This is a genomic window from Pseudomonas sp. GW822-FHT06B12, assembly GCF_058799675.1.
This window is the reverse complement of the sequence record NZ_JBXALR010000009.1, coordinates 119,286-142,610: the sequence shown is the minus strand read 5'-3', so window position 1 is coordinate 142,610 and position 23,325 is coordinate 119,286. Positions and strand designations below refer to the sequence as shown.

The 23,325-nt window shown below is 49.3% G+C and carries 19 protein-coding genes and 4 pseudogenes; 7 read left to right on the top strand and 16 right to left on the bottom strand.

Annotation, left to right across the window (positions count from 1 at the left end):
* Positions 1–30 precede the first annotated feature (30 nt).
* A complete protein-coding gene (locus AC1RKH_RS20285) occupies positions 31–198 on the top strand; it encodes a DUF2897 family protein (protein WP_071554261.1) in 168 nt (55 codons plus the stop codon).
* An 86-nt stretch (positions 199–284) separates the two neighbouring features.
* On the opposite strand, the gene AC1RKH_RS20280 is transcribed toward AC1RKH_RS20285, so the two are convergent.
* Positions 285–1,136, bottom strand: a complete 852-nt coding sequence (locus AC1RKH_RS20280) for an urea carboxylase-associated family protein (RefSeq protein ID WP_493063259.1) — start codon at positions 1,134–1,136, stop codon at positions 285–287.
* Between the two features lie 168 nt (positions 1,137–1,304).
* On the opposite strand from AC1RKH_RS20280, the pseudogene AC1RKH_RS20275 reads away from it, so the two are divergent.
* Positions 1,305–1,397 (top strand): annotated as a pseudogene (locus AC1RKH_RS20275) (TetR/AcrR family transcriptional regulator); the annotation flags it as partial.
* On the opposite strand, the gene fabF reads toward AC1RKH_RS20275, so the two are convergent.
* The 4 genes from fabF to AC1RKH_RS20255 form a co-directional block, all read right to left on the bottom strand.
* A complete protein-coding gene (fabF, locus tag AC1RKH_RS20270; protein ID WP_493063260.1) occupies positions 1,394–2,668 on the bottom strand; it encodes a beta-ketoacyl-ACP synthase II in 1,275 nt (424 codons plus the stop codon). The pseudogene AC1RKH_RS20275 and the gene fabF overlap by 4 nt on opposite strands.
* A 32-nt stretch (positions 2,669–2,700) precedes the next feature.
* Entirely contained in the window at positions 2,701–3,495 is a 795-nt protein-coding gene (locus AC1RKH_RS20265; protein ID WP_493063261.1) for an SDR family NAD(P)-dependent oxidoreductase, read from the bottom strand.
* Positions 3,496–3,714: 219 nt separating this feature from the next.
* On the bottom strand, positions 3,715–4,050 hold the full coding sequence (locus AC1RKH_RS20260) for a ComEA family DNA-binding protein (protein ID WP_493063262.1): 336 nt from the start codon (positions 4,048–4,050) through the stop codon (positions 3,715–3,717).
* 114 nt (positions 4,051–4,164) lie between these two features.
* Positions 4,165–6,159: a polysaccharide biosynthesis protein gene (locus AC1RKH_RS20255; protein WP_493063263.1), complete on the bottom strand. Its 1,995-nt coding sequence runs from the start codon at positions 6,157–6,159 to the stop codon at positions 4,165–4,167.
* A 414-nt stretch (positions 6,160–6,573) separates the two neighbouring features.
* Here AC1RKH_RS20255 and AC1RKH_RS20250 point away from each other — a divergent pair.
* Together AC1RKH_RS20250 and AC1RKH_RS20245 are read left to right on the top strand one after the other, a co-directional pair.
* Positions 6,574–6,811: pseudogene (locus tag AC1RKH_RS20250) on the top strand (IS5/IS1182 family transposase); the annotation flags it as partial.
* A pseudogene (locus AC1RKH_RS20245) lies at positions 6,789–7,049 on the top strand (IS66 family transposase); the annotation flags it as partial. The pseudogenes AC1RKH_RS20250 and AC1RKH_RS20245, both read left to right, overlap by 23 nt.
* A gap of 190 nt (positions 7,050–7,239) precedes the next feature.
* On the opposite strand, the pseudogene AC1RKH_RS20240 reads toward AC1RKH_RS20245, so the two are convergent.
* Positions 7,240–7,335: pseudogene (locus tag AC1RKH_RS20240) on the bottom strand (hypothetical protein); the annotation flags it as partial.
* Positions 7,336–7,558: 223 nt separating this feature from the next.
* Between AC1RKH_RS20240 and AC1RKH_RS20235 the strand changes: the two are divergent.
* Both AC1RKH_RS20235 and AC1RKH_RS20230 read left to right on the top strand, forming a co-directional pair.
* On the top strand, positions 7,559–8,920 hold the full coding sequence (locus AC1RKH_RS20235; RefSeq protein ID WP_493063264.1) for a CDP-glycerol glycerophosphotransferase family protein: 1,362 nt from the start codon (positions 7,559–7,561) through the stop codon (positions 8,918–8,920).
* A 31-nt stretch (positions 8,921–8,951) separates the two neighbouring features.
* Positions 8,952–10,157 carry an adenylyl-sulfate kinase gene (locus AC1RKH_RS20230; RefSeq protein ID WP_493063265.1) on the top strand — a complete coding sequence of 402 codons (1,206 nt, stop codon included), beginning with the start codon at positions 8,952–8,954 and terminating at the stop codon, positions 10,155–10,157.
* Positions 10,158–10,483: 326 nt separating this feature from the next.
* Here the strand turns inward: AC1RKH_RS20230 and AC1RKH_RS20225 are convergent, their stop codons facing one another.
* The 8 genes from AC1RKH_RS20225 to AC1RKH_RS20190 are packed head-to-tail and all read right to left on the bottom strand — an operon-like array spanning position 10,484 to position 19,392.
* On the bottom strand, positions 10,484–12,202 hold the full coding sequence (locus tag AC1RKH_RS20225; RefSeq protein WP_493063266.1) for a hypothetical protein: 1,719 nt from the start codon (positions 12,200–12,202) through the stop codon (positions 10,484–10,486).
* Positions 12,202–13,227: a class II aldolase/adducin family protein gene (locus AC1RKH_RS20220; protein ID WP_493063267.1), complete on the bottom strand. Its 1,026-nt coding sequence runs from the start codon at positions 13,225–13,227 to the stop codon at positions 12,202–12,204. Before AC1RKH_RS20220 ends, AC1RKH_RS20225 begins: the two co-directional genes overlap by 1 nt.
* The gene (locus tag AC1RKH_RS20215; RefSeq protein WP_493063268.1) at positions 13,224–13,973 is read right to left on the bottom strand and encodes an HAD family hydrolase; all 750 of its coding nucleotides are present in this window, start codon (positions 13,971–13,973) and stop codon (positions 13,224–13,226) included. Before AC1RKH_RS20215 ends, AC1RKH_RS20220 begins: the two co-directional genes overlap by 4 nt.
* Positions 13,973–16,012, bottom strand: a complete 2,040-nt coding sequence (locus tag AC1RKH_RS20210) for a hypothetical protein (protein WP_493063269.1) — start codon at positions 16,010–16,012, stop codon at positions 13,973–13,975. Before AC1RKH_RS20210 ends, AC1RKH_RS20215 begins: the two co-directional genes overlap by 1 nt.
* 11 nt (positions 16,013–16,023) lie before the next feature.
* The gene (locus AC1RKH_RS20205; RefSeq protein WP_493063270.1) at positions 16,024–16,629 is read right to left on the bottom strand and encodes a phosphatidylinositol-specific phospholipase C/glycerophosphodiester phosphodiesterase family protein; all 606 of its coding nucleotides are present in this window, start codon (positions 16,627–16,629) and stop codon (positions 16,024–16,026) included.
* Positions 16,626–17,324, bottom strand: coding sequence for a glycosyltransferase family 2 protein (locus AC1RKH_RS20200; RefSeq protein ID WP_493063271.1), 699 nt, complete (start codon positions 17,322–17,324; stop codon positions 16,626–16,628). The genes AC1RKH_RS20205 and AC1RKH_RS20200 overlap by 4 nt, the downstream gene beginning before the upstream one ends.
* A complete protein-coding gene (locus AC1RKH_RS20195; RefSeq protein ID WP_493063272.1) occupies positions 17,321–17,725 on the bottom strand; it encodes a GtrA family protein in 405 nt (134 codons plus the stop codon). The genes AC1RKH_RS20200 and AC1RKH_RS20195 overlap by 4 nt, the downstream gene beginning before the upstream one ends.
* Positions 17,719–19,392, bottom strand: coding sequence for an NTP transferase domain-containing protein (locus tag AC1RKH_RS20190; protein WP_493063273.1), 1,674 nt, complete (start codon positions 19,390–19,392; stop codon positions 17,719–17,721). The genes AC1RKH_RS20195 and AC1RKH_RS20190 overlap by 7 nt, the downstream gene beginning before the upstream one ends.
* A gap of 441 nt (positions 19,393–19,833) precedes the next feature.
* Here AC1RKH_RS20190 and AC1RKH_RS20185 point away from each other — a divergent pair, with 441 nt between their 5' ends.
* On the top strand, positions 19,834–21,045 hold the full coding sequence (locus AC1RKH_RS20185; protein WP_493063274.1) for an acyltransferase family protein: 1,212 nt from the start codon (positions 19,834–19,836) through the stop codon (positions 21,043–21,045).
* Between the two features lie 275 nt (positions 21,046–21,320).
* Here the strand turns inward: AC1RKH_RS20185 and AC1RKH_RS20180 are convergent, their stop codons facing one another.
* The gene (locus tag AC1RKH_RS20180; RefSeq protein ID WP_493063275.1) at positions 21,321–22,337 is read right to left on the bottom strand and encodes an MraY family glycosyltransferase; all 1,017 of its coding nucleotides are present in this window, start codon (positions 22,335–22,337) and stop codon (positions 21,321–21,323) included.
* Positions 22,334–23,296 carry an NAD-dependent epimerase/dehydratase family protein gene (locus tag AC1RKH_RS20175; protein WP_493063276.1) on the bottom strand — a complete coding sequence of 321 codons (963 nt, stop codon included), beginning with the start codon at positions 23,294–23,296 and terminating at the stop codon, positions 22,334–22,336. The genes AC1RKH_RS20180 and AC1RKH_RS20175 overlap by 4 nt, the downstream gene beginning before the upstream one ends.
* Positions 23,297–23,325: the final 29 nt, after the last annotated feature.

Here is a 23,325-nt window from a genome sequence, read left to right as displayed (position 1 = left end):
GCGTCGAAACCTGCCCTTAAGGAGAGCCCTATGCCCTGGTATGCCTGGTTGATTCTGGTGGTTGCTATCGGATCGATCGTCGGTGGCTTGATGATGCTGCGCGACACCGCGAACAAGGTGGAACTGACCGATGAGCAACGTAAACGCGTCGCTGAGCGCAACGCGGAAATGGACGCCAAGGACGCTCAGGATCGTTGAACAATCCGTAGGAGCTGCCGCAGGCTGCGATCTTTTGTCGTTTTCGAATGTGCTGAAAATCAAAAGATCGCAGGCTTCGCCAGCGCCTACACCTCCCAATCCGCCTTGGCGATATGCAAGCCGTGCAGCCCTTTGTACGCTGCCCGCTCAGGCTGGCTCCAGCCTTTGAGTAAGGCGTCCTCCAAGCGATAGATTTCCACGCCCAACGGTCGGCAGACACTTAACGGATCCTGCGCATCCGGCCCCCACATCGGCAGCGACAAATCGCCGCCCGGACAGGTCGACAAGGCACAGAGCAAGTCGATCTCGGCGAAGAACTCCAGATAGTCGCCCTTCTGCGCCGGGCAAGCCTTCATGAAGTACATATCGTCGTGATTGAGCCCCGTGCACTGAAAGATGTTCAGCACGTCATGCACATCGAACTCGGTCAAACCGTGAGGTAAAACGGCGCGGGTCAGGTTCGAATGGCAGTGGTGATGGAAGTCCTCGCCGGTGAGCATCTTGTTCACATAAGGATCGCAGCGCGTGCCCAGCAGATCGTGCAAACGTCCACCGTGTTCGTCGATGCCATAGTGGGCCAGGCTATCGTCGGTGATGGTCACCAACGGTCGCAGAAAGGGCAGGTTCGACCAGAGCCGGTCATGGGTGCTGACATGGGCGCCCTGCAATTGCCGGGTTCGTGCCGCCCACAGCCGCTCGCGCGGGTCGTTGGCATTCCAGACATTGAAGTCCCCCACTTGCGGGCCCACCGGCGTGGTCACGCGGAACACATGTCCCGCCGGAACGTGCCAGGCGCGTCCGGTGCGGATCGGCACTTCGAATTGTTCGATCAGCGTGCGCCCGGACGCGGTATCGCGGATCCGCTCGTAGAAGGCTTTATCGACCTGTAACGCCGAGCCCTTACTGACCTGATAAGCCGCGGGATAGTCTTTGTACATGGCATGAGTCCTCGATCAGTGACGGGAAGGATGGTTGAACATCTCTAGCAGTTGCTGTTCGCAATCGTCGAGATAATCGCTCAGGGCTTCGCATGCACCGGGCTTGTTACCCTCGACCAGCAGATCGTGAATGAGTCGGTCGCGCTCGAGCCAGGGCGCTATTCATGCTCATTGCTGTTGTCACGCAGTGTCGAGAATCCCGAGCTGGCTCAGAGGATTCTCGACGTCACTCGCACCTTTCTCAAACAACCCCGGAACTAGCCCTGCCAGCGCTTGAACAGCACGCTGGCATTGACCCCACCAAAACCGAAGCCGTTGGACAATGCGTACTCGATAGCCATCGGTCGCGCCTGACCGTGGACGATGTCCACGCCTTGAGCGGCGGGGTCCGGGTTTTCAAAATTGAGGGTGGCGGGCACGATCTGATCGCGGATCGCCAGCAATGTGAAGATCGCCTCGATTCCACCGGCGGCGCCGAGCAAATGTCCGGTGGCCGACTTGGTCGACGTCACCGCCACCTCATTGGTCGTTCCGAACAATGACTTGATGGCCGCCAGCTCCCCCAGATCACCCACTGGCGTCGAGGTTGCGTGAGCGTTGAGATGCTGGACCTGTGCCGCTGAAATGCCCGCCTGGGCCAACGCCAGCGACATTGCCCGGCGCGCACCGTTGCCATCTTCGGGACCCGCCGTCAGGTGATAGGCATCGGCGCTGGTGCCGTAGCCGACAAGCTCGGCTATCGGTTGAGCACCACGGGCCAAGGCATGCTCCAGGGATTCGATCACCAAGAGACCGGCGCCCTCCCCCATCACGAAGCCGTCGCGGCCACTGTCGAACGGCCGCGAAGCACGCTCGGGAGTTTCGTTGTAGCCGCTGGACAAGGCCCGGGCAGCGGCAAACCCGGCAAGACTGACGCGATCGATCGCCGCCTCCGCTCCACCGCACACAGCAATATCCGCCTCACCACAGCGGATCAACCGCGCCGCATCACCGATCGCCTGAACCCCGGCCGCGCAGGCCGTGACCGGCGCGCCCAACGGGCCTTTGAAACCATGCTGGATCGACACGTGGCCGGCAGCAAGGTTGACCAGAAACGAAGGAATGGTGAACGGCGACAAACGCCGCGGCCCTCGACTGTCCGTGGTGCGCACTGCATCGGCTATCGCGCCGAAACCTCCCACCCCCGAACCGATGATAGTTGCAGTCCGCTCCTGGGCATTGACGTCCCGCGCCTGCCAACCAGCCTGTTCCAGTGCCTGACGCGCAGCCTCCATGGCATACAGAATGAAGCGGTCCATCTTCTTCTGTTCTTTGGGTGGTGTCGCCAGATCCGGATCAAAACCCGCTTCAGCATCTTCTGCCAGGGTCGGCACGACGCCACCAACCCTGGTCGGTAGATCGGCGATCACCTCGTCCGGTAAAGCCCGCAGCCCGGAGCGTCCGGACAACAGGCGCGCCCAGACCACCTCGACGCCACTACCCAGCGGTGACACCAGCCCCATCCCTGTTACAACCACTCGACGATCACTCATGCCGCAACTACCTCAAGCCGATTCATGGTGCCTCACTTATACCGTGCGGCGGCGGTGCGCCTGGACAAATTCGGAGCCATCACATAACGCGCGGCAACGAAGGCGTCCCACTCTCCAGCCTCCGGTAACGAAGGAATGGTGATCAACTCACCCTGATCGAATCCCGACAATGCCGCATCGACCATCTCCCCTGTCTCCATCACCATTTCTGCCGGGATAGCGCTGGCATCAATCCCTGAACGTTCCCAGATTTCGGTGCGTGTCACCCCTGGCAACACCGCCTGAACCTGCACGCCCGAACCACTCAGTTCAGCATTCAACGACTGCGTGAGGCTCAGCACGTAAGCTTTGGTCGCGCTATAGGTCGCGTTGAAGCGCTCGGGAATCAGTGCAACCACCGACGCCAGGTTGATGATCGAACCGCGCCCGACCGCCGAAAAATTCGCGGCTGCCGCAGCAGCCAAACGTGTCACCGCCACCACATTGAGCTGAATCATCCGCTCCAGCTGATCGGTGTCGGCACTGGCCAAAGAGCCATCCGCCGCGATACCCGCGTTGTTCAGCAGCAGGCTGATGCCGGAGTCGCTGCGCAGACGCTGCTCCACCGCCAACAAATCAGCCTTGAGCGTGAGATCCGCCTTCAGCACCTCAACCCGCACGCCATGCTCGGCTCGCAACCGGGTTGCTGCTGCCTGAAGACGTTGCTCATCGCGAGCCACCAGCAACAAGTCAAAACCACGCGCCGCCAACCGCTCGGCATAAATTGCACCGATACCGGATGAAGCGCCAGTGATCAGAGCAGTACCTTTGGACTGAATGGAAATCATAGCTGCGCTCCTGGGAAATACCTGAAGGATGTTGAATGCCCCAGGTCCAGAGAACCTGTACCGGCGACGGTTTTATTATAGGCATAATCCAAACAAAATATTACAACAGTAATTTTTATTTCCGGACAAAAGGCGAAATTGCTCCGCCCTCCTGGAAATTGATCGCCGGAGATGAAAAAGGCCGGTCAATGACCGGCCTCGGGCGCTAGCTTCTACGAATCAGTTCACCTCAAGCTTGTCGCGGTTCTTGTCCAGAATCGCCTTGCCGATGCCCTTGACCTCCAACAGCTCATCCACCGATGCAAATGGCCCATTACTCTCGCGATACGCAACAATCGCCTTGGCCTTGGCTTCACCTACTCCGGAGAGTTCTCGCTGTAGTGTCGTTGCATCCGCAGTATTGAGACCGACTTTTGCAACCTCCCCAGACGGTGCAACCTGAACTGCCAATGGCGCGGTTACAGCCTCAGCCTTGGTCGCCGGCGCAGCGATAGCAGCAATAGAGGCGCTGGTCAGCAGGGCAAAAACCAGAGAGTAGAAATAGCCTGTACGCATAAGTGACGCTCCATGACATCGATAAGTAAGAAGCAGCTTTTCCGAAGCTGCCTCCCAAACTTAGGCGATGTCTGGAGCCTGTCAAAAGTGTGTCCGTTACAGAGTGTGTAACAATCAGGGCTCGAGGCGGCGTTGCTGGTAGATCCAGTCGACGATTTCGCCGTCGGGGGTGTAGCCGCTGACGGTTTCGCGTAACAACTGACGAACCCGCGAGTAGTCATCCCGCTCGACAGCTCCGAGTAGCTCGGTCAGCCGCGTCTTGAGCACGTCCCAAGGCAGATGATCTTCATTGGCACTCATGATCATTGGGTGCTGAGTCGCCGCGACGTTGTCACCGATCAATAACTCCTCGTAAAGCTTCTCGCCAGGGCGCAGGCCCGTAAATTCGATGGCGATGTCGCCTTGAGGATTCCTGTCCGAGCGCACACTCAAACCGGACAGGTGAATCATTTTTTCCGCCAGTTCGACAATCTTCACCGGCTCCCCCATGTCCAGTACGAACACGTCACCACCCTGTCCCATCGAGCCGGCCTGAATCACCAGTTGCGCCGCCTCGGGGATGGTCATGAAATAACGCGTGATCTTCGGGTGAGTGACGGTCAATGGTCCGCCCGACTTGATCTGACGGTGGAACAGTGGAATCACCGAACCAGAAGAACCCAGCACATTGCCAAAGCGCACCATGGTAAAGCGAGTTTTATTGACGTGTGAGACGTTAGCCTTGTCACCAAACAGCACCGGGGCGATTTCACGACTGAGGGCTTGAAGAGTCAACTCCGCGAGACGCTTGGTGCTACCCATGATATTAGTCGGACGTACGGCCTTATCAGTGGAGATCAGTACAAAGCTTGCAACACCTGCCTGCAGCGCAGCCTGAGCGGTATTGAGCGTGCCCATCACGTTGTTCAACACGCCTTCGGCGATATTGTGCTCGACCATAGGAACGTGCTTGTAGGCAGCAGCGTGGTAAACCGTATCAACGTGCCAGGTTTTCATCACATCAAGCAGTTTGTGCGGATGACGGATAGATCCAAGAACCGGCAACAACTTGACTGGCAACGACTCACGCAGGATCCGTTGTTCAAGTTCAGAAAGAATGTTGTAAAGATTGAACTCGCTGTGATCGAACAGCAACAACGTCGTGGGAGCCAATCCAATGATCTGCCGACACAACTCTGAACCGATCGACCCTCCTGCCCCCGTCACCATGACAGTCTGAGCTTTGATGCAATGTTCCAGCAGAACTTCCTGGGCTGGAACCGCATCCCGTCCGAGTAAATCGGCGATGTCTACCTCTTGGAGATCATCGACCTTGACCCTGCCACTCGCCAGGTCCATGAATCCTGGGACACTGCGAACATGTAACGGAAATTTTTCAAGATAGCCCAATATCTCACGACGCCGTGTGCGGCTAGAGGAAGGTATCGCGAGAAGGATTTCCTGAGCCCCCGTCACATCTATCATCTGTTGGATATGTTTGGGCTTATAGACCTGCAACCCCGAAATGACGCGATCGGCAATGCCCGCGTCGTCATCAATAAAGGCCACCGGACGCATCACCCGCCCCATGCGAAGCGCCGCAACCAACTGATTGCCTGCCGCCCCGGCTCCATAGATAGCTATTTTCGTCAAACCATCGTCGCGGTTGGAAGAGACTACGTGTTGGGATGCCGAAAACCAGTCGCCCATAAAATACTGGCGCATCGCGAGGCGAAGGCCGCCAATGATGACCAGACTGAGCCACCAGTAGTTGAAAATGACAGACCTCGGAACCACTGCCTGATGGTTGCTGTACCAGTAGACGATGACAGCCAGTATCAACGAGGACAATGTCACGGCCTTGATAATCGCGATGAGCGCATCGTTACCGAAGTACCGCATCACCGCGCGATACATGCCAAATCGGATGAACAGGGGAATCGCGACCAGAGGGGCGCTGACGAACAGCCACAGGTGCACCCGAAATGGATTGACCAAATCGTCTATGCCCAATCGCACGACAAATGCCATCCACAACGCTACCCAGACGAGCACCATGTCTGTAAAAACCTGAATCATCCGTTTCTGCCGCCGCGGCAACGCCAGCAAAAATGCTCGCAACCTACCCATATACCCCTGTACCAATCTGGCCTGCTCCCTTGGGTGAATCAGTAAAGTTCATTGTACGTAGGTAAGGAGGGTCGTCACAGAAAAATCACAATGAGACATACCCGACGACAGCACTTTACCTGCAAAAGACACTTAGTGTGAGCCTGCTCCTTGAGGCTTTGATTAATACCCACTTGGCTAACCAGCCTTCTGATTGGGCGAATGCTTCATCCCAGCCAACTGAAGTCAGACCATGAGGCACACTCATTTTTCTCCAGAAAGTCGTCTGTGGATAGTTGGTTGATGGCGTTTCAATGATCAGAAACCATAGCCACGCAACACGATTGAAAGCAAGCCACACCATGATGTTAGAAACCGAAATTGACAGTTCGCTGGAATGAGGCACACCGAGCTCAACGGATGCACCCTAGGTGAAGCGATCCGGCGGTGAAAGAAGCGCTCTACGAAACGACGATCCTGCGCCGGTTTTCGGGGCGGCACCAAGATCGGTTCCCCGATGAAACCACGAATCTCAACGGCCAGCGCCTGTTGGAAAAACATGAACTGGTGGGGGACTGTGCAGGTCATCAACGGCTATCTGGGCGGCTGTAATCTGATGTTGCGCCAAGGTACTGTTGTCCATACAACACCGAGTCCAACCCAAGGGCAAAACCGGGCACACCGATACTGCACTGAATCTGATCAACAAGCTGTACGGTATCGAACGCTACCTCAAGGACGGTGACGATAGCCAACGCTTGTTAGGCCACCAGATGCAGAACTTGCCGGTGCTGGCCCATTTGAAAAGCTCGCTGGAGAAAAACCGACCACAAGTCGCCGCACAAAACACCCTGGGTAAAGTAATAGGCTACCTGGCAAACAACTGGAACAAACTTGAACGGTGCGTCGAGGTATGACCCGATAAACCCATTTGACGTTGACAGCGGACTGCAACTGGATTTCACGTTCGCGACGCAGCAATCCCCAGGCACGACGGTAGCCATAGCTGGGCAGCTCGCTGATGTGCTGCTGGATTTCAACCACCAGCTCAACATCGTCCACAGACCTGCTTCTCCGTACTTTAGGTGATGCTGATTGCTTGATTCGAACCGTTAATTGCGAGCGCGCCACACCGAGACATTCGCTGACCAGCTTCACTGGTCGTCCCCCGGCAACAAGGGTGAATGTGCAATCCATTTTCGCGAGCGGGCGATATCTACGGCTTCTTTGGGGGTCTCCGCTTCCATCGTTTTCTTGCCCAGCATCCGTTGTAGCTCATTGAGTTGCTTGAGCGCATCACTCAGCTCGCACGCAGGCACCACCGTTTGCCTATCCCTTATCGTAAGGGGGAAACGGTGTCCTGTCTTTCATGAGGCTCGTTCAGGAACGCTCAAGCTCACACTTATCAAGGTGTATGCCGATGGCTTGTTTTATTGGATCCAACAAGGATTCCCCACCAGCGACTATGGATGACGCGACGCTGCCCAAAAGAGCTGGTAACCTACAAGGTAGCCATTATAAGAGCGCTGAACGGCTATTCAGTTCTGCCGCAAAGGATCGTGTCAACAACGAGATTATGAAAAGTTTACGTCTAAAATATTCAAATATTAAGTATATTTATCCAACTAAAAAATATGCTTTTTTACTGCACGAACCCATGATGTTGAATCATTATCAAAACGTCTGGAAAGCCTTGAGCAATTCCGAATTCGCCATCGTGCTGACCGAGCATTTTTATATCGATGATAATGGGGATGAAAAAGAAGGTATTCCATCATTCCTCAACCACATCAGGCAAGAAAAATACCAAGTATTCGACATACAAAATATCATCAACAGCGGTATATTTTTTGATTACGTAATCACAAACCACCCTATATCCGGGACATCCAAATCTCTAAAAAAAATCACAAAAAAAGATATTTCCAAAAAACTGCTCAATCGCATAATGATAGCCTTTGGGCGCGAGCCACTATGGCAATACAATATTGATAACGAATCCCTTCTTCCTCTACAAATTGGAAAAAAACAGATTAGATACATGTATGGTGCGGACCTTAGCGACGCTTGGAGCCTGATGGACTGGAACGAAATATACGATATATTTCTATGCCACGGGATAAATGATGAGCGAATAGTCAAAGAACGTTTTCCAGGAAAAACGTTCATCATGGGCTATCCGCGTTACGACGATTATTTTGATTCAAGCATTGACTGTTCCGGCATCAAAAAAGAATTTGATGTATCCATTCAAAAAAAGACCCTCCTTTGGATGCCGACCCTTGGTGGAGTCGGTTCGTCAATTCCAGCTTATGCTAAGGTGATGGCCGATCTGCAGGATGAATTTAACATCATCGTGAGGCCACATCCATTATCGTTCGTGCAAGAAAAAGATTTTATCACTGAGCTTGAAAGAAACAAATTCAAAATTGACCGTAGCTCAACTCGAAACATGAATGAGCTCTTTAGCTTGGCTGACTTGGTTATGGCTGACTACGGCGGCACACCATTCTCTTCAATATTCCTCGGAAAAAATATCATTTTCCTAGATGTACCTGGAGCCGACTCCATGCCGATGAATGTAGGCTCTTCGGTTCTGGAATTAAAAAAACATCTACCGGTATTCACACCAGAGAACATTCATGATTTGCCGAATTTTTTGAGCACCCAAATATTTTGGGATGAAAATCAAAAATCGATAGATCATCTTTTCGAGAAATATTTTGGATCTACAAGAGGCGGCGGTTCTGCTCGAGTCGCCAAATATCTTAAATCACTTTAAATTTACACCCCACTTCGAGCAGGTTTATTAAATGAGTAGCGAAATTATGCAAGTAGGCGGTTTGATTTGGGTAACCGGTTATTCAGGATCTGGAAAAACCGCTGTTGCAAGAATCGTCAGCCAAGAGTTGAAAGCGAAAGGGATACCTGTACTTTTCTTGGACGGGGATGACTTGAGAAGTATTTTCGGTGAAAAATTCGGGCACGACCTGGATGAGCGAAAACGGCTGGCATATGTTTATTCCAGGCTGTGCAAGCGGATATGTGACAACGGCATAACTGTAATCATTGCCACTGTCGCAATGTTTGAATCCGTTAGAATCGAAAATCGTTTATCCAATCTTCTTTACCTTGAAGCCTATCTCGACGTCCCATTAGACATAAGAGCAGAGCGTGACCCGAAAGGCATTTACCTTGCAGCAAAAGCGGCAGGAAATATTTCATCCACCTCTGTTGGTTTTGAAGAGCCCAGAAATCCGGACATTATCGTCAAAAACCACGGTGAAATCACCCCTCAAATTGCAGCAACTGAAATCATAGATAAGTTTATGAATAAGGTGCGGCTACATAACGTTTCTTCTCCGCCTGCTCCCGCCGCCTATGGTGACCGGGAAAAATATTGGGATTCTTACTACAACAAACGAGGCGCACCGATTGCGCCGTCTTCATTTGCCATATTCTGCAATGAAAATTTTTTCGGCCACCATTGCCATGTACTAGAGTTTGGCTGCGGAAACGGCAGGGACTCATTTTACTTCTCGAAAAAACACCGTGTAACAGCAATTGACCAATCAGTAGTCGCCATAGATACCAACAAACAGCGAGCGAGTGACGAAAGCATATTAAACATAAACTTTATAGATGGCGAGTTTGGTAAAAAAACCTCAGGCATGCCCGAAGTAGTTGATGTAGTGTACGGCCGCTTTGTGATGCATGCGATGCCTCTTGAAAATGCAACTCAAGCGCTCAATTACTCTTACCAAATACTCAAGCCGGAAGGAAAAATCTACCTAGAATTCAGGACAGATAAAGATAGACTAATGAATGACGGGATTACTGTAGGCTTAAACGAGCGCGTCACTGACCACTACAGACGCTTTATCAACCTTGATAATTTTTGCGAACAACTCACTCAGGTGGGATTTGCTATCGACTATTGTGTTGAGAAAAATGGTCTAGCTAAACATGGCGACGATGATCCAACAGTCGCGCGAGTAATCGCAAGGAAAGTAATTTAAACTGGCCAATGCGAGCATGCTAATTATTTGGTCGCGGTAGGGATGGCAGTTACCTGCCCCCCCGCACAGATCCGTACGTGCGGAACTACGTAAGCGCTCCATGAACCCCACATTCAAACCAAAGATTTGAATGTGGGGTTCATGGAGCGCTTACTTACGAACTGTTCCCCCAACTATCTCGTGCTAAATGCACGCATCGGTTTTTTGCCATGTGTGGTTTACGGGTCGCTTACCTTCCTTGGGAGGGCAGGCACAAATTGAAGGTCTGTACCACAGTCGCTTATCACTGAAAAATCTTCAAATCGGCCCCCGACCTGCGATTGTATTTACTTAACCACCTCAAATACTTCAACGGATGGCAAGTCGCAAACCCGTTTAAACTGCTGATTGTTGAACGTACCTTTTTCAGACAATTCAAACCGAGAAGCACGATCGCCTTTTAACCCGTCCTTTAGTTTTTCATCTGTCGTCGCGAGCTTTTTATCAAACTCTTTCTGAGGCAGCGATCCCGGTGCCGTTTTATCTAGAACCATAAAATCCAACGGACGGTTGCAATATTTACCGGCAGGTGACAAATTGTTCCACGCGACAGAAACGCAGGACTTCGGAAAACTCAAAGAGTTAAACCCTGTCGGAATGGTGAAATCTATAAACACATGACCAGCCCATGCCTTACTTTCCGAAACGCCCATACATTTCGCTATATCGCCGGCGGTTTCAACCTGATCTCTAAGCTTAAAACTCTTCACAAAGTAAGTTAAATGATTCCACTTAATCGCCTTCTCATCATTTGCACTAAGCGGGGTATTAAGCTCGTGTTGTTCGCGAGCAATCAAATCCACGAAAAGTAAAGACAGCAGCAATATCAGTACAAAAATACCCAATCGGGCATGTGCCCACCCCCCGACACCTAACAAGAACAAAAATGATACCGATGTAAAATAAACACCAATACTATTTCCGTTTTTTACCGCGAACCCTAGATACAGACTTGCCAGCAAAATAACGAAAGCAACAGCGGCTAAATCAAGTCGAAGCTTTTTCTCTTTCACGAAAAACATCAGCATGCCGATGCTGAGCACCAGCATAACCACGAAATTAATTCCGGTTAGAAAAACAGCGTCGAAAAACCTTAAAGCAACACTATCAGAACCAGAGCTAGTGTGCGTAACAGCCATGAAATGAGTAAGTATCTGCCAATATCTATCGGCGATATCCGGCCGAAAGTAAGCAATCATTAACGCAGGATCGGTAAACATAACAAAAAACAACAAAAATAACACAGCAGTAACAACCAAATCACACGTAACAATAGTGATCGAACTGCGCTTATAGCGAAATACCACCAATAGAAAGACAAGTGGAGCGATCAGCAATCCGCTTAACTTAATCCCACCCGCTGTCGCTAATGAAAGAGCGATTAATGATCGCCCTCGTCCCGTCGACGGATTATCACGTAGCGCCAGATACACACTCAAAATGGAAAAAAACATCACCGCGGTGACGGTTCCAAACTTCAATGAAAAAAAACCGAATGTCGGAAAAAATGTAAAGACCAACAACGCAATGGCTCGCGGCCCTGCAGCAACGCCCTCGATGCGCAACACCTTGTGCAGCAACAGAAGACTCAAAACAGCAAACAATAAAGATAGTTGTCTTGGCGCAACGATTAATGGCCAATCAACACCGACGTGAGTACTTAACAAATACAAAGGATAGGTCAGAAAGGATAACGGCGCCCAAAAAACCCAACCGTAAGCGTAGTCGTTAATCTCCCATATTTTCGAGTACTGCGCGCTTTCGATTAGTAAATGAATTCGCCTTAACGTTTCCTGAAATGCAACATCATCTATCTCCCTAAATCGAAGTACGATAAAGCTTTCGGAAAAAAAGAAATTCTCAACAAAAAGCGTCAGCACGACAAAGAGAATTAAGAAATAACAAACTTTTACAAAGGCTTGACTCCCCATCATCTCATGAGCATTCACATCTTCATCAAGTTTATTCTTTTTAACTCTAAAAAAATTCGAAATCATAGCCATCATTATTGAGACACCTGAATCCTGTACAGCTCAGCATCCCAATTTAACAGCTCATACACCTGATGCTGTGTCAGTGCACGAATACGCGCGTGCTCGGGTTGCCGCCGGATGACGTCGTAATAGCAGCGTAACTGAGCAGACTTGGCCTGAGTAAAATCCGGTTTTACATAAACACCGTGTCCCCGCACAAATACAAGCTCCGGGGCAACCTTTCCCTCCTCGATAGCTTTTGAAAACACCTCAAGCGATTGATACGCGTGAGAGTGTGCGCCTAAAAAAACAACATGATCAGGATACAACGCCCAAGAGGAGCTAAGCGCCTCAAAAAGTTTCGAATTCAGCGCCAGTTGATGCAGAACGGAATCCTCTACGGGAACATACCCTTCTAGACTAGCAATGGCATTAGTCGCTTTCAGCTGTTTATCAACAGTGTTTTCACCTATGGGACTTCTTAGCTGGCTGATTAACGATGTCAATGTGTGATTGATCTCTTCGACGTCATCGCCTCCAATTACCACGCCATGGTTACGCAAGAAAACAATTTTTATAGCCGGATCCTGTGCAGTAGCAGAACTGACAGCACTGGCCAATTCAGCGCCTGGCTTGTAGTAATCAACCATCACCCATCGAGGGCAATTTGTTAACAACGCCTGGAGCAGTTCATCGCAATTTTCGCGAACCAAGTACGCCAAAACTTCAACGGCGTGCACGTGTACGACTACTTTCTGGGGCATCAGCGCATGAAGCAGCGTTTCAATCGATGGCTTTAACGTACCCTCACCCAATGATTCAGGTTTAACGTCAAAGTCACCACCTTCAATCGCTACACGAAGCTGCTTCAAGTCCACTGGGACGAAGATATCTTTGCTTGCAGTAGCGAGCCATGTACCGGACGCTTTGACCCAAAGTGTGTCGCCATCCTTCCAGGAGACATTACCGCCAGCGCCCTGAACCAACAGAGGGTCCTGCCCTAGCAGATCGCAATAATTGATGATCGAGGTCACGCGTTCACTCTCAATAAGACTCATTGCTGCTCTCCCAATCTGGACAAACAGCGACGAAGCGCAGCAAACTCCTGAAATGAAGCATCTGGTGCGTTTTCGCCAACCCCTAGCGGTGTACCGTCGTGGATTTTTTGTATCGTCACTGCGCCAATTTTCTCGCGCCCACCGCGAATATCATTGACTGGATTGTCACCAATCATCCAAATACGGTCGCCTTTAGGACGCATTTTTTCCAAGGCAATCTGGAAGGGGGCTTCGTGCGGTTTATCGAATCCGGCTTCCTCGCTAGTTACAATGTAGTCAAAGTAATGATCGAGACCGAAATAAACGACCTTGCGAAACTGAATTTGAGCGGTCAAATCAGTCACGATAGCGGTGGGAATGCCTAGAAGTCGAATATCATCCAGTAACTCTTTGACCTCACCGAACAAAATAGCGTTACTGAGGAATGTCCTCCAATAAGTCTGTTCGAAATCAAGTGCGAGTAATACTTGAGACCCCAAGCCCATAATTTCAAGCATGCGCTGAAGATACAGCAGCCGGCTATGAGATGATGCAGTCCCTTTAAGACGGGACTTCACTTGCGATCGCGCTTCTTTGAACGCTTTATCGAAGTCAGCGGGTTTAATCGAAAAAGTATTAACTACCTTGTCTCTTACTGCTTGCTGAGCCGCTGCGTGAGCCGGATCATAAGGGTACAATGTATTATCAGTGTCAAACAGAATCGCGTCTGGCAATCGATCGAATCGTTCTTTTGAATATATCTTCATCATATAAACCGTTTTGTGAGCGCTTGATTGATATGAGACAGCGTGATTAGTTGCATCAAGCCCATAACCCCATCTTGCCATTTCGGCTGGATATCCAAAAACTCAAAAATGCGAGGACAGATCATCTGTGCGGCGAGCGCAATATCTTCAGCAGATGTTTCTCCTTCGATCGTCAGTTCAACCTCGGACGTTACGTTACCTCCCACCATGTCTACGTGTAGGCCACAAACGCCGATGAGCACTCTCATCAAAGACAGTTCATTGAATCCGCTACGTGAACGTGCAACAAGCTTGAAGCGCAACGGGTGATTGCCAGCAGTGTCCTCAAGGGTGCGGGGATGAATCGGTTGCAGCGAGAGCACCAAATCTGCAAACGACGCTTGCGGCCTGATAAAGCGTGCGGAGTCTGGCTCACGTTTTTCAAAGGACGACATCACTCGCTCGACGGTATGCCCTCGTTGATGGACATCACGCTTGAGCTTGAAATACTGACGTAATCCTTCATCGATATCTAAATAGACGCTCAAGTTGTAACAGTCGCGCAATATCGGTAAATACAGCGCATGCAGGCCGCTGGCGATGATAATGTCGTTGCTCTTCACACGAAGCGGGCGGCTCATCCGTCCGCTCTGGTGATCGTAATGACGCGACTGGATGCTTTTACCGTCGGTCAGCGATACCAGATCATGTGCGAGCCCTTCAAGGTCGTTCGCCATGGGATTGAGATGTGTCATGACCTGCCACATGGGCTTTTGTCTATCCCAAAGATGGTAATCATCGCCGGATACGGTGGCGACTGAGTGGCTACCAAATAGTCCTTTGATCGCATCGGAGAACGTATCTTTACCAGCGCCCGAATCACCCGCCACTCCGAGGACAAACGGCTTGCGGCTTAAACGGAAAAAATCGTTCCGACTTACCGTTTCCCGCCAGATGCGGATGGCTAGCACAATGCCCGTAGCCGCCATACTGGTATGCAGCACCGACAGTATGTGTTCTTCCAACTGAGGGGATATCGTCCAGCCACTCCAGGCATAAAACTGAGCCAAAAGCACACCTGACTGCAAACTCATCAACAGACTGCTCAGCACGTACAACACCGAAAAAATCGATACCAGAAAGACAGCGATGTTATCGCTGTTCAGTTGATACGTTACTAATAGAGGTAGCGCCCAAATAAACCAACCGGGAGAAGCTGGCGTCATTAAAACCACAAGCAAGAATGCAATACCCAATATCGCATTAAACAGTTCGAAATTCAGACGCCGCACCCGCCAAGTTACATACAGTATTAACAAGTAAACCAACGGAGCAATGTAAATTTTAATATTACCGCCCAAATCAATAGCCATCTGGTAAACCTTGCCCATCTCCGGATTACTTAGCAGCATCATTACACCGGCATCTGTGATCAGGAAAAACGGTAATAAGGTGAACACGCTACCGATCAACAACCCCTTGACAAAGTAACGCAAAAACTGACGCTGGGTACGATTATGAAATAAATAAATCATGAAAAACGGCAACGCTAATATCATGCTTAACTTTGCAGAGATGGCTGCCACGCAAGCCAGCCCCGCAAGAAGTAAACGAGCCTGCCGAACATAGTGCAGCGAGATAACCAGCAACAGCACCGGCATCAAATCATTGAATCCAAAAAAATAACTGGCAACGATGACAATCGGCGATAACCAGTAAACGGCCAACAGCAGTTGGTCACGGCCTGGCAGCATTCTCCTTAGTAGAAGCAGGACAAAAATGTCCGCTAAGAATAATGTGGCACCATATGCGTAAGTAACAGGTACTCCAATAGCGTCACAGATTAGGGTCAGTGGCAGAAATGCCAACCACATGGCATAACCGTAAGGAAAAGCCGCGGGAGCACCTCCTTGCTGTAGCCATACGGCCCATGGATCAAGACTGAATATATTGACACTCGCCTGTAAAAAAGGAGCATACCAATCAGCCACCGGAGTTGGGACAATGGCTGCAATTAACAACAGCCGAATGGCAAGCCCGAGCAAGAACAGAGGATTCAATACTTTTCCTCTCATGATCGGTTAGCTACTTGTTCCCAGAGGTCAGGTCGTTTCGTACAGACCGCTTCTGCCACGATACCGAGCGAATCCAGCAATCGGATTAACTCCGGAATTTCAATTTCTGCGTTACGCCCTTGAAGTTCTGGAGACACTAGGCACAATTTGAAGCCCGCTGCCGTCAATCGGATTGCATCGGATGTACTCAAAGGGAAGCGATTGAAGCAATCTACCCAAATCCAATCCACTTTACCGGCAAGTGTCAGCGCACTTTCGATCGATTCAAACTCCGAAACTCTCGCGGCGCAGCGGCTTTCCCCAGCATTTGACCACTTTATTAGGAATGGAAAAGATTGATCAAGAAAGAAATAGTCTTCAACGCCTCTGGACTTCATTAACGAAATCAATCGTGCTTCAAGCCCTTCCTCTTTAACATTCAAGATTAGCGTCGAATGGCGGTAGACGGCGAGCCATTCGTCAAAAGACTCGCCAACAACAAACGGATCATGATGAATAATCAGTTGCTCACCACAACTGCGAATGTCGACCTCGATGCCATACTTGGTCGAGGTAGCGTCAAGCTCCGCAATTGTATTACGACGATGTGAAATTATCTTCATGGCTTTAGGCTCTTCTTCAACTGAATACTGAACTCCACTGTCCGGCGGATAAACTTTAGCTTCGCCGCCCAATTGATATTCCAGTGCGACGATCCGTGTGCCCTATCGCCAAATCTTACCGGAAAACGATGGATATCAAGATGCTGACTACGCGCTAAATAGTACGCATATAGGTCCAGGGAAAAATCACGAGGTGGCTGTTGCCACATTTGATAAAACTGCTTGGAAAACATGGTAGGTTGAGCATTGATATCCCATAGGGGCTTGCGCAATAGCAGCGTTTCAAAAAGACTCATACAGACTGTGAAAATCACATCGCTCATCGGGCGACCGTAGCGCCGTCCTTTCACAAAAATATCCGCCCCATGCTGCTCGAACAACTCTAACCCGCGCAAAGTATCCTGAGGGTCAGTTTGCATATCCGCGTGAGTCCAACTCAGGATTTCTCCTTCGGCAGCACTAAGTCCAGTAAGAATGCCAAAACCGTAGCCTTGATTTTTTTCGACTCGAACACTTCGGCAACCCGGGTACAGGGGTAGTAGCTCTTGGAGAACTCTCGGACTATCGTCTGTCGAGCCGTTGTCAACTAAGATCACCTCGATATCAGGAAGTCGTGCAAACGACTTACATCGCTCCAATAACAAAGGCAGGTTTGCGGACTCATTGAAACAAGGAATTACCAGAGAAAGCTTCATAGATGCTCCAGCACGGGCTTATTTTTAAATACAAACCACTTCATGCCTACGAAGTTTAAAGCGGCCGAAACGCTAGTTGCCAGCAAGAAAGCACGCTGAACAACCGCCGAAGTCTGACTGAACGCCTCTAGTGCCAACATATTTACCCATACGTTAGCTCCCAAGGTAATGGCGTACAGCACTATAAAACGCCATGCCGTACCCGAGGCGTGCTCAACGCGGCCAAATGTCCAGGTCCGATTCACGAAGTACGCAAAAAAAGTTCCAACTAGAAAGCTATAGCCCTTGGCAATATCCACATGAATCGAAAGCCCGCCCACCAGACCACGATAAGTCAAAAAGTCAACCGCTACAGTCAGCGAACCGACGATGATAAAGATGACCAGTTCACGACCTAGCATTTATGCGCTTCCGGTAAATCAATAAGCGGCGCGCTATAACGTTCTTCAAGCGATGTCAATGCTTCGATGGCAACTCGGCTGTCCAACTCCAGACGATAGGGATGGCCCGGCCATTTGTGGAAACACGACTGCCAGTACTCGAAAGTCCGTAAATCGTTAGGAGTTCCCCAAGAAATAAAACTGTCAACCTCAAAGAGTTGACACTTCAAACCCAGTTCTATTGCGTCATTGATACAGGAATCAATATAGAATTCGCCGTTAATGCGTCCATCGCGTGCAATCAAATGATCGACAACGCGGCGAAAGTCTTCGGCGCGACGGAAGGTAAAACATCCTATTACGATGGGATCGTTTGCCGGCGTATCAAGAGGAGCCTTCACTGAAATCGTTTTTATGAGCCCATGCTCGGCGTCTATCCAACCAAACATTTGAGGATGACGAATGGCATTGGCATGCCCGCGCACACCCCAGACAATGACATCTACGTCGGGCTTATTAATGAGTTTTTGGAACGCCTCAGTGTCAAATAGGGCGCCGTTATCACACGCGCCAATTGTTATAGGCCCTGAAACTTCTCCGATAGATTGCTCGAGCGCATCGAGTCCGAGCAAAGCCGTACACGCTTGCCCTTCTGTGACACTGGGAATAGCACTGACAATCGCGTCGGGATAGAGCTTATGAAGCTCCTGCGTAATGCTGTTATACTCAGGCATATCACTTCTAAGCACAAAAACATGATGAAGTGCCGGCGGTAAATCACCAGTCGCCTGAGTGACCATTGCCTTACCGGATACTGGAATCAGCGGTTTGGTGATATTGTAACCTTCACTGACAAAACGCTGTCCCAGTCCGGCCATCGGAACAATTACTGAACCGCTTCTTGGCACCGACGTACAATCTGGCAATAACATCGTACGGAATGCAGTTGACCAACCGTTATACTCCACAACGTCGTCAGGAGTCCCCCACTGCATGAAATGCTGAAGTGGGTATACTGCAATGGGCAAGTTACTCTTGAGCAGCGGCTGATACGCCAGGCTAACATAAAATTCCCCCCCCACGTTTAACCCTTGCTCGACAGTCCGAGCAAAGGCGTCTTTCATGATTGCCCCTGATGCAAAATAATAAGTGCCGCTGGAGGCAAACTCAGCCATCCGATTGTTAGTGTAAGGCTGCTTTTCTTGTATTTCCTCTACCCAGCCATTCGATTCACGCAAATAGGCGTAATTAGTACTGCCTAGTGTATGAGGGTGAAATCCTTTATAAGCGGGTATTGCACCGACGCAAGCAGTTTCACGGACGAATTGCTTGAACCTACTCCAATCCCAATAGCAGGTAAAGTCGCAATAGTTAACAACAACCGGCGAACCAGCATCAATCAGGTCTGCTACCTGTAACACCGCATGAACAGGGCCCAATTTATGCGACGGGATACCTACTACACGCCCGTTTGGACAATACTGATTGAGTATGTCTGCCATCCGATAATCAGGATTGTCCAAGTGGTCCTGATTACAGATAAAAATAAAATCCTGCTCACCGGGAAACATATCAATTACGTGAGCTACGATAGGCTTTCCGTCAATTTCGATCAGGGGCTTAGGCTTGGAATACCCCGCACGACGGAAGCGTTCGCCGAACCCAGACATAGGAATGATAATCTGCACAGAACACCTATTTTTTTAGCCAGCTATGAAGCTTTACTTCTAACCAGCGGCATTATCCATAAAAATGCACAACAGCAGATCATATTAGTATGTGCGATGGGCATATGCCACCAGTGATTTTTCGGGTATGCCTGTGCAGTGAGCTGACTCGAAGATCCTGTAACCGCCCTGTCAAAAAGCGGATGCCCCGTGTGAACGTACCCAGAACGGGCCACTGATGATCACCCTGAACAAGACCGACGATTCAGGCTAAGCTGACCAGACCTCCGGGCCGCAACTGCCGTTGACCCGCACATCTGGACAACAACTCCCAAGCCCAGCTCCCTGATACATCGCAGCCTACCTGACTAGAGCATCATCGCGGTCATCCTTGCTAGCGTCGCAGTAAGAAGCCTCTGCATTAAAACGGTGAAAAAAGCAGGCACAAGCCAAGGTTCCCACATGTTAAGATTCGCCAAAATATCAAACGGACTCAGCAATATGATTGCAAAATCAGAAATCCTCCCGCTTACCGGGTTAAGATTTTTTGCAGCACTTTATGTTTTTCTTTTTCACATGCATATCCGCTGGCCGTTGTCTGACAACATCTATATAAAAAATATACTTGATCAAGGCGCGATTGGGATGAGTCTGTTTTTCATCCTTTCAGGTTTTGTACTTGCTTACAGATACTCCAACAACAATACCAGCTACCGATCTTACCTTATAAACAGATTTTCCCGAATATATCCAATTTACGCATTCAGCGCGATTGCGACGCTACCATGGATTGGCGTCGACTTCGGTAGCGGCTCTGTGTTCGATACGGCTTTGGGATTAATAAAAATAATCCTGCTACTTATAGCTAACGCTTTTGTTATTCAGGCTTGGTTCCCGCAAATGTTTAGCTACTGGAATGACGGGGCAAGTTGGTCAATCTCGGTAGAGGTATTTTGTTACTTACTTCTTCCCTTTATACTTCCAGTGGTGATTAAATTTGACAACAAACGCCTCGTTATATTGAGTGCAATCTGCGTGTGCTTTTCCGCATTGATAGGGGTAAGCGCAGCTGTTTTTGACGACTCAGCCAACAAGGTTTTCTACTCGATTCCAATTTTCAGGCTGCCCGAGTTTATCGTCGGAATTTGCGCATGCCTATTCTTTCTACGCGGATACAAAAAATACTGCACTCCCAATATTCAAATTTCTATAATTCTGATTGTAGCAGTCTATCTGTCTGTAGTCGGAAGCAAAATGCCACTTTACGTTGGCCACCACTGGATCATCGTACCCACGATTGCCTTCCTACTAATATCATTCTCTGTTGGAAAGGGTATCTTGACAACAATCCTTTCATCAAAATTAATTGTTTGGTTAGGGAAAATAAGCTATTGCTTCTACTCGTTACAATTTTTAATTATTGTTCCCTTGATGAAACACCATGATACCGTCACCCAACAACTCAGTGTTTTAAATAATCCTAAAATTTTGATGGCATCCGCGCTTATAGTACTTATCGTGGCCTCTGCACTTGCTCACTATATTATCGAAGAGCCCGCGAGGAAGTGGATTAACAAGCGCTTTCAGGAAAAGCGAGTTACCGAAAACGCAAACTCTAAATCTAATGCTCAACGCCATTTCGGTGCGACGACTGCAATCAGTAGCCAGGACTAGACAGTAAGCTTCAATGTGCCTTGGAGTGATAAAAGCATGGTGTAGATAGGGCACTTGGCAAGTAACCATGGACTTCGCTGGCTGGGCGTGTAGCCCCCCCGCCGCTACCTGCTTTGGTATAGCCCCCCCGCTAGATACTCGAGTAAATAGCAATCCATAACCCGTTAAAAACGAGTTATGGATCGCACATTACTTAGCCCCACCAGCAACAAAGTCATTTTATCAGCTAAATGCCGCGGGACTCCAATGTCTTGGCTCTGCACAACAGTAAGCCTTTAGGCTCGCTCCGGCATTCCCGCGCGGTACCAGTGCGCAAGAAAAACCAAAGGTAGATAGGCAATAACCAACCCAAGCCCACCCTCAAGCTTCAAACTAGTCACCAAGGCTGCAATAGGTAAAAGCCAACACAAATTGATTAAGCTTATAGTCAATGTAACGAATAAATGACTACCATGAATCCGTGACGCTGACTGGTAGGCATGACTTCTATGGGCTTCATAGACTTTTTCTCCGCGCAGGAGACGTCGACTCAATGTATAAGTCGCATCAACAATGAAGACACCCAACAATATCAGCCAACTCCACAAGAACTGAGGAGCCACCAACGTTCCGTAAAGTGACAAAACCCCCAGCGTTAGCCCGATAAAACCGCTACCCGCATCCCCCATGAATATTCGAGCAGGAGGGAAATTGAAAAATAGAAAACCTAAAACCGCGGCCGCCATGATCAATGGCGCCCAAATCAAATTATCCAGTCCCATCAGCCAATATAAAAAAGCTGCAGAAAGCGTAACGGTTAGTGCCTCTATACTTGCCAAACCATCGATGCCATCCATGAAGTTATATAAATTGATCATCCAGACCAAATAGAAAACAGCGAGCAATCCACAGACATACCAAGAGTCAACAACAAATCCCACTATAGAGATTGCAGGAGTAGCGCCAAAACAAAATAAAACCCCTATTGCCGCGACAAAGTGCCCGAGTAATCGCCAGCGCGCAGAAACATGACCATGGTCATCAACAAAACCTAATGTTGCTACCAGTAGTCCTGGAAAAAAAATCGCCAAAAAAAACGGCATTGAAATCATATTCAGCATAAAAAACAGCACATTGGCCAGCAAAAAAGAAAATACTATTGCGACCCCTCCACCTCTTGGTGTTGGAGTAACGTGAGAGCTTCTTGAATTAGGTACGTCAATAAGATTGCGTACGATCGCGTAGCGACGCAATCCAAAAGTCAACAACAGCGACAGCAGAACAATAAAAGCCACGAATAGGTAATAAATCATGTTTTGTTGTTCTCTATAAAAGCTTTAACCGTATTTTCTATTCCTTGGTCCACGCTGTAAGGGGCCTTCCAATCCAGTAGCATTGAATTTTTTCTCACATCGACTTGCAAGGATGAAAAAAGGCGGGTCGTCAAAGCGCGCTTACCCACGACGACCGCTAAAAAACTCATGATGCTAACAGGAACTGGTATCAAGATGACTGTTCGACCAAATGCCGCCGTTATTTTTGAAACCAGGCAAGGTGTTGAAAGATCCTCCCCATCACTTATCAAAAATACATTATCTGCGGCGGCACGATGCACCATGCACACCCGGATAAACTCCAGCAGGTTATTAATATAAACAAAGCTACGCTTGTTATGGACCATGGCAAAAGGTAGCGGGATCCTCTTGCTGATCAAATGCATGAGTGTTAGAAAATTGGCCTTCACGCCCGGTCCATAAACCAGTACCGGCCTTATTATCACCAACTCCATTTGAGTCGAAGTCGCAAAGCGTCGTAGCTCAAGCTCTGCTTCCATTTTCGAAACACCATAAGGATCAACAGGTTCGGGGGGGTCCTCCGCCGTGAATAACCTCCCCCCTTCAGTCAGCTCCCCATTAACCTTGATAGAGCTAATATATACAAATCGCTTAACATTGGCCGCCGCCGCTTGCCTTGCCAATTTTATGGTTCCGGCCACATTGACGCGACGATACTCATCCAAACACGTTTCAGGATCATCGTGCATTTGATGAGCTCGAGCACCACAATGAACAACAACATCAATATCATTCAATAATGAAAGGTCTGCTTCCGGAACGGAAAAATCATTTGAAATAATGACCTTTGAATTAAGCGGTGCATCCTCAATAGGCCGCCGCGCCAGCGCTACGATGCTGTCATCGGATGTTTCACCAAGCCGGTGTAACAATGCATTGCCGACAAAACCTGTGGCACCCGTTATTAATATATTCACTGACGCGATTCCAACTTATATAAAAATAC

Bases quoted from the DNA above. Each gene is read 5' to 3' on its own strand.
- AC1RKH_RS20285 (WP_071554261.1), top strand. From the start codon at position 31: ATGCCCTGGTATGCCTGGTTGATTCTGGTGGTTGCTATCGGATCGATC.
- AC1RKH_RS20280 (WP_493063259.1), bottom strand. From the start codon at position 1,136: ATGTACAAAGACTATCCCGCGGCTTATCAGGTCAGTAAGGGCTCGGCG.
- fabF (WP_493063260.1), bottom strand. From the start codon at position 2,668: ATGAGTGATCGTCGAGTGGTTGTAACAGGGATGGGGCTGGTGTCACCG.
- AC1RKH_RS20265 (WP_493063261.1), bottom strand. From the start codon at position 3,495: ATGATTTCCATTCAGTCCAAAGGTACTGCTCTGATCACTGGCGCTTCA.
- AC1RKH_RS20260 (WP_493063262.1), bottom strand. From the start codon at position 4,050: ATGCGTACAGGCTATTTCTACTCTCTGGTTTTTGCCCTGCTGACCAGC.
- AC1RKH_RS20255 (WP_493063263.1), bottom strand. From the start codon at position 6,159: ATGGGTAGGTTGCGAGCATTTTTGCTGGCGTTGCCGCGGCGGCAGAAA.
- AC1RKH_RS20235 (WP_493063264.1), top strand. From the start codon at position 7,559: ATGGCTTGTTTTATTGGATCCAACAAGGATTCCCCACCAGCGACTATG.
- AC1RKH_RS20230 (WP_493063265.1), top strand. From the start codon at position 8,952: ATGAGTAGCGAAATTATGCAAGTAGGCGGTTTGATTTGGGTAACCGGT.
- AC1RKH_RS20225 (WP_493063266.1), bottom strand. From the start codon at position 12,202: ATGATGGCTATGATTTCGAATTTTTTTAGAGTTAAAAAGAATAAACTT.
- AC1RKH_RS20220 (WP_493063267.1), bottom strand. From the start codon at position 13,227: ATGAGTCTTATTGAGAGTGAACGCGTGACCTCGATCATCAATTATTGC.
- AC1RKH_RS20215 (WP_493063268.1), bottom strand. From the start codon at position 13,973: ATGAAGATATATTCAAAAGAACGATTCGATCGATTGCCAGACGCGATT.
- AC1RKH_RS20205 (WP_493063270.1), bottom strand. From the start codon at position 16,629: ATGAAGATAATTTCACATCGTCGTAATACAATTGCGGAGCTTGACGCT.
- AC1RKH_RS20200 (WP_493063271.1), bottom strand. From the start codon at position 17,324: ATGAAGCTTTCTCTGGTAATTCCTTGTTTCAATGAGTCCGCAAACCTG.
- AC1RKH_RS20195 (WP_493063272.1), bottom strand. From the start codon at position 17,725: ATGCTAGGTCGTGAACTGGTCATCTTTATCATCGTCGGTTCGCTGACT.
- AC1RKH_RS20185 (WP_493063274.1), top strand. From the start codon at position 19,834: ATGTTAAGATTCGCCAAAATATCAAACGGACTCAGCAATATGATTGCA.
- AC1RKH_RS20180 (WP_493063275.1), bottom strand. From the start codon at position 22,337: ATGATTTATTACCTATTCGTGGCTTTTATTGTTCTGCTGTCGCTGTTG.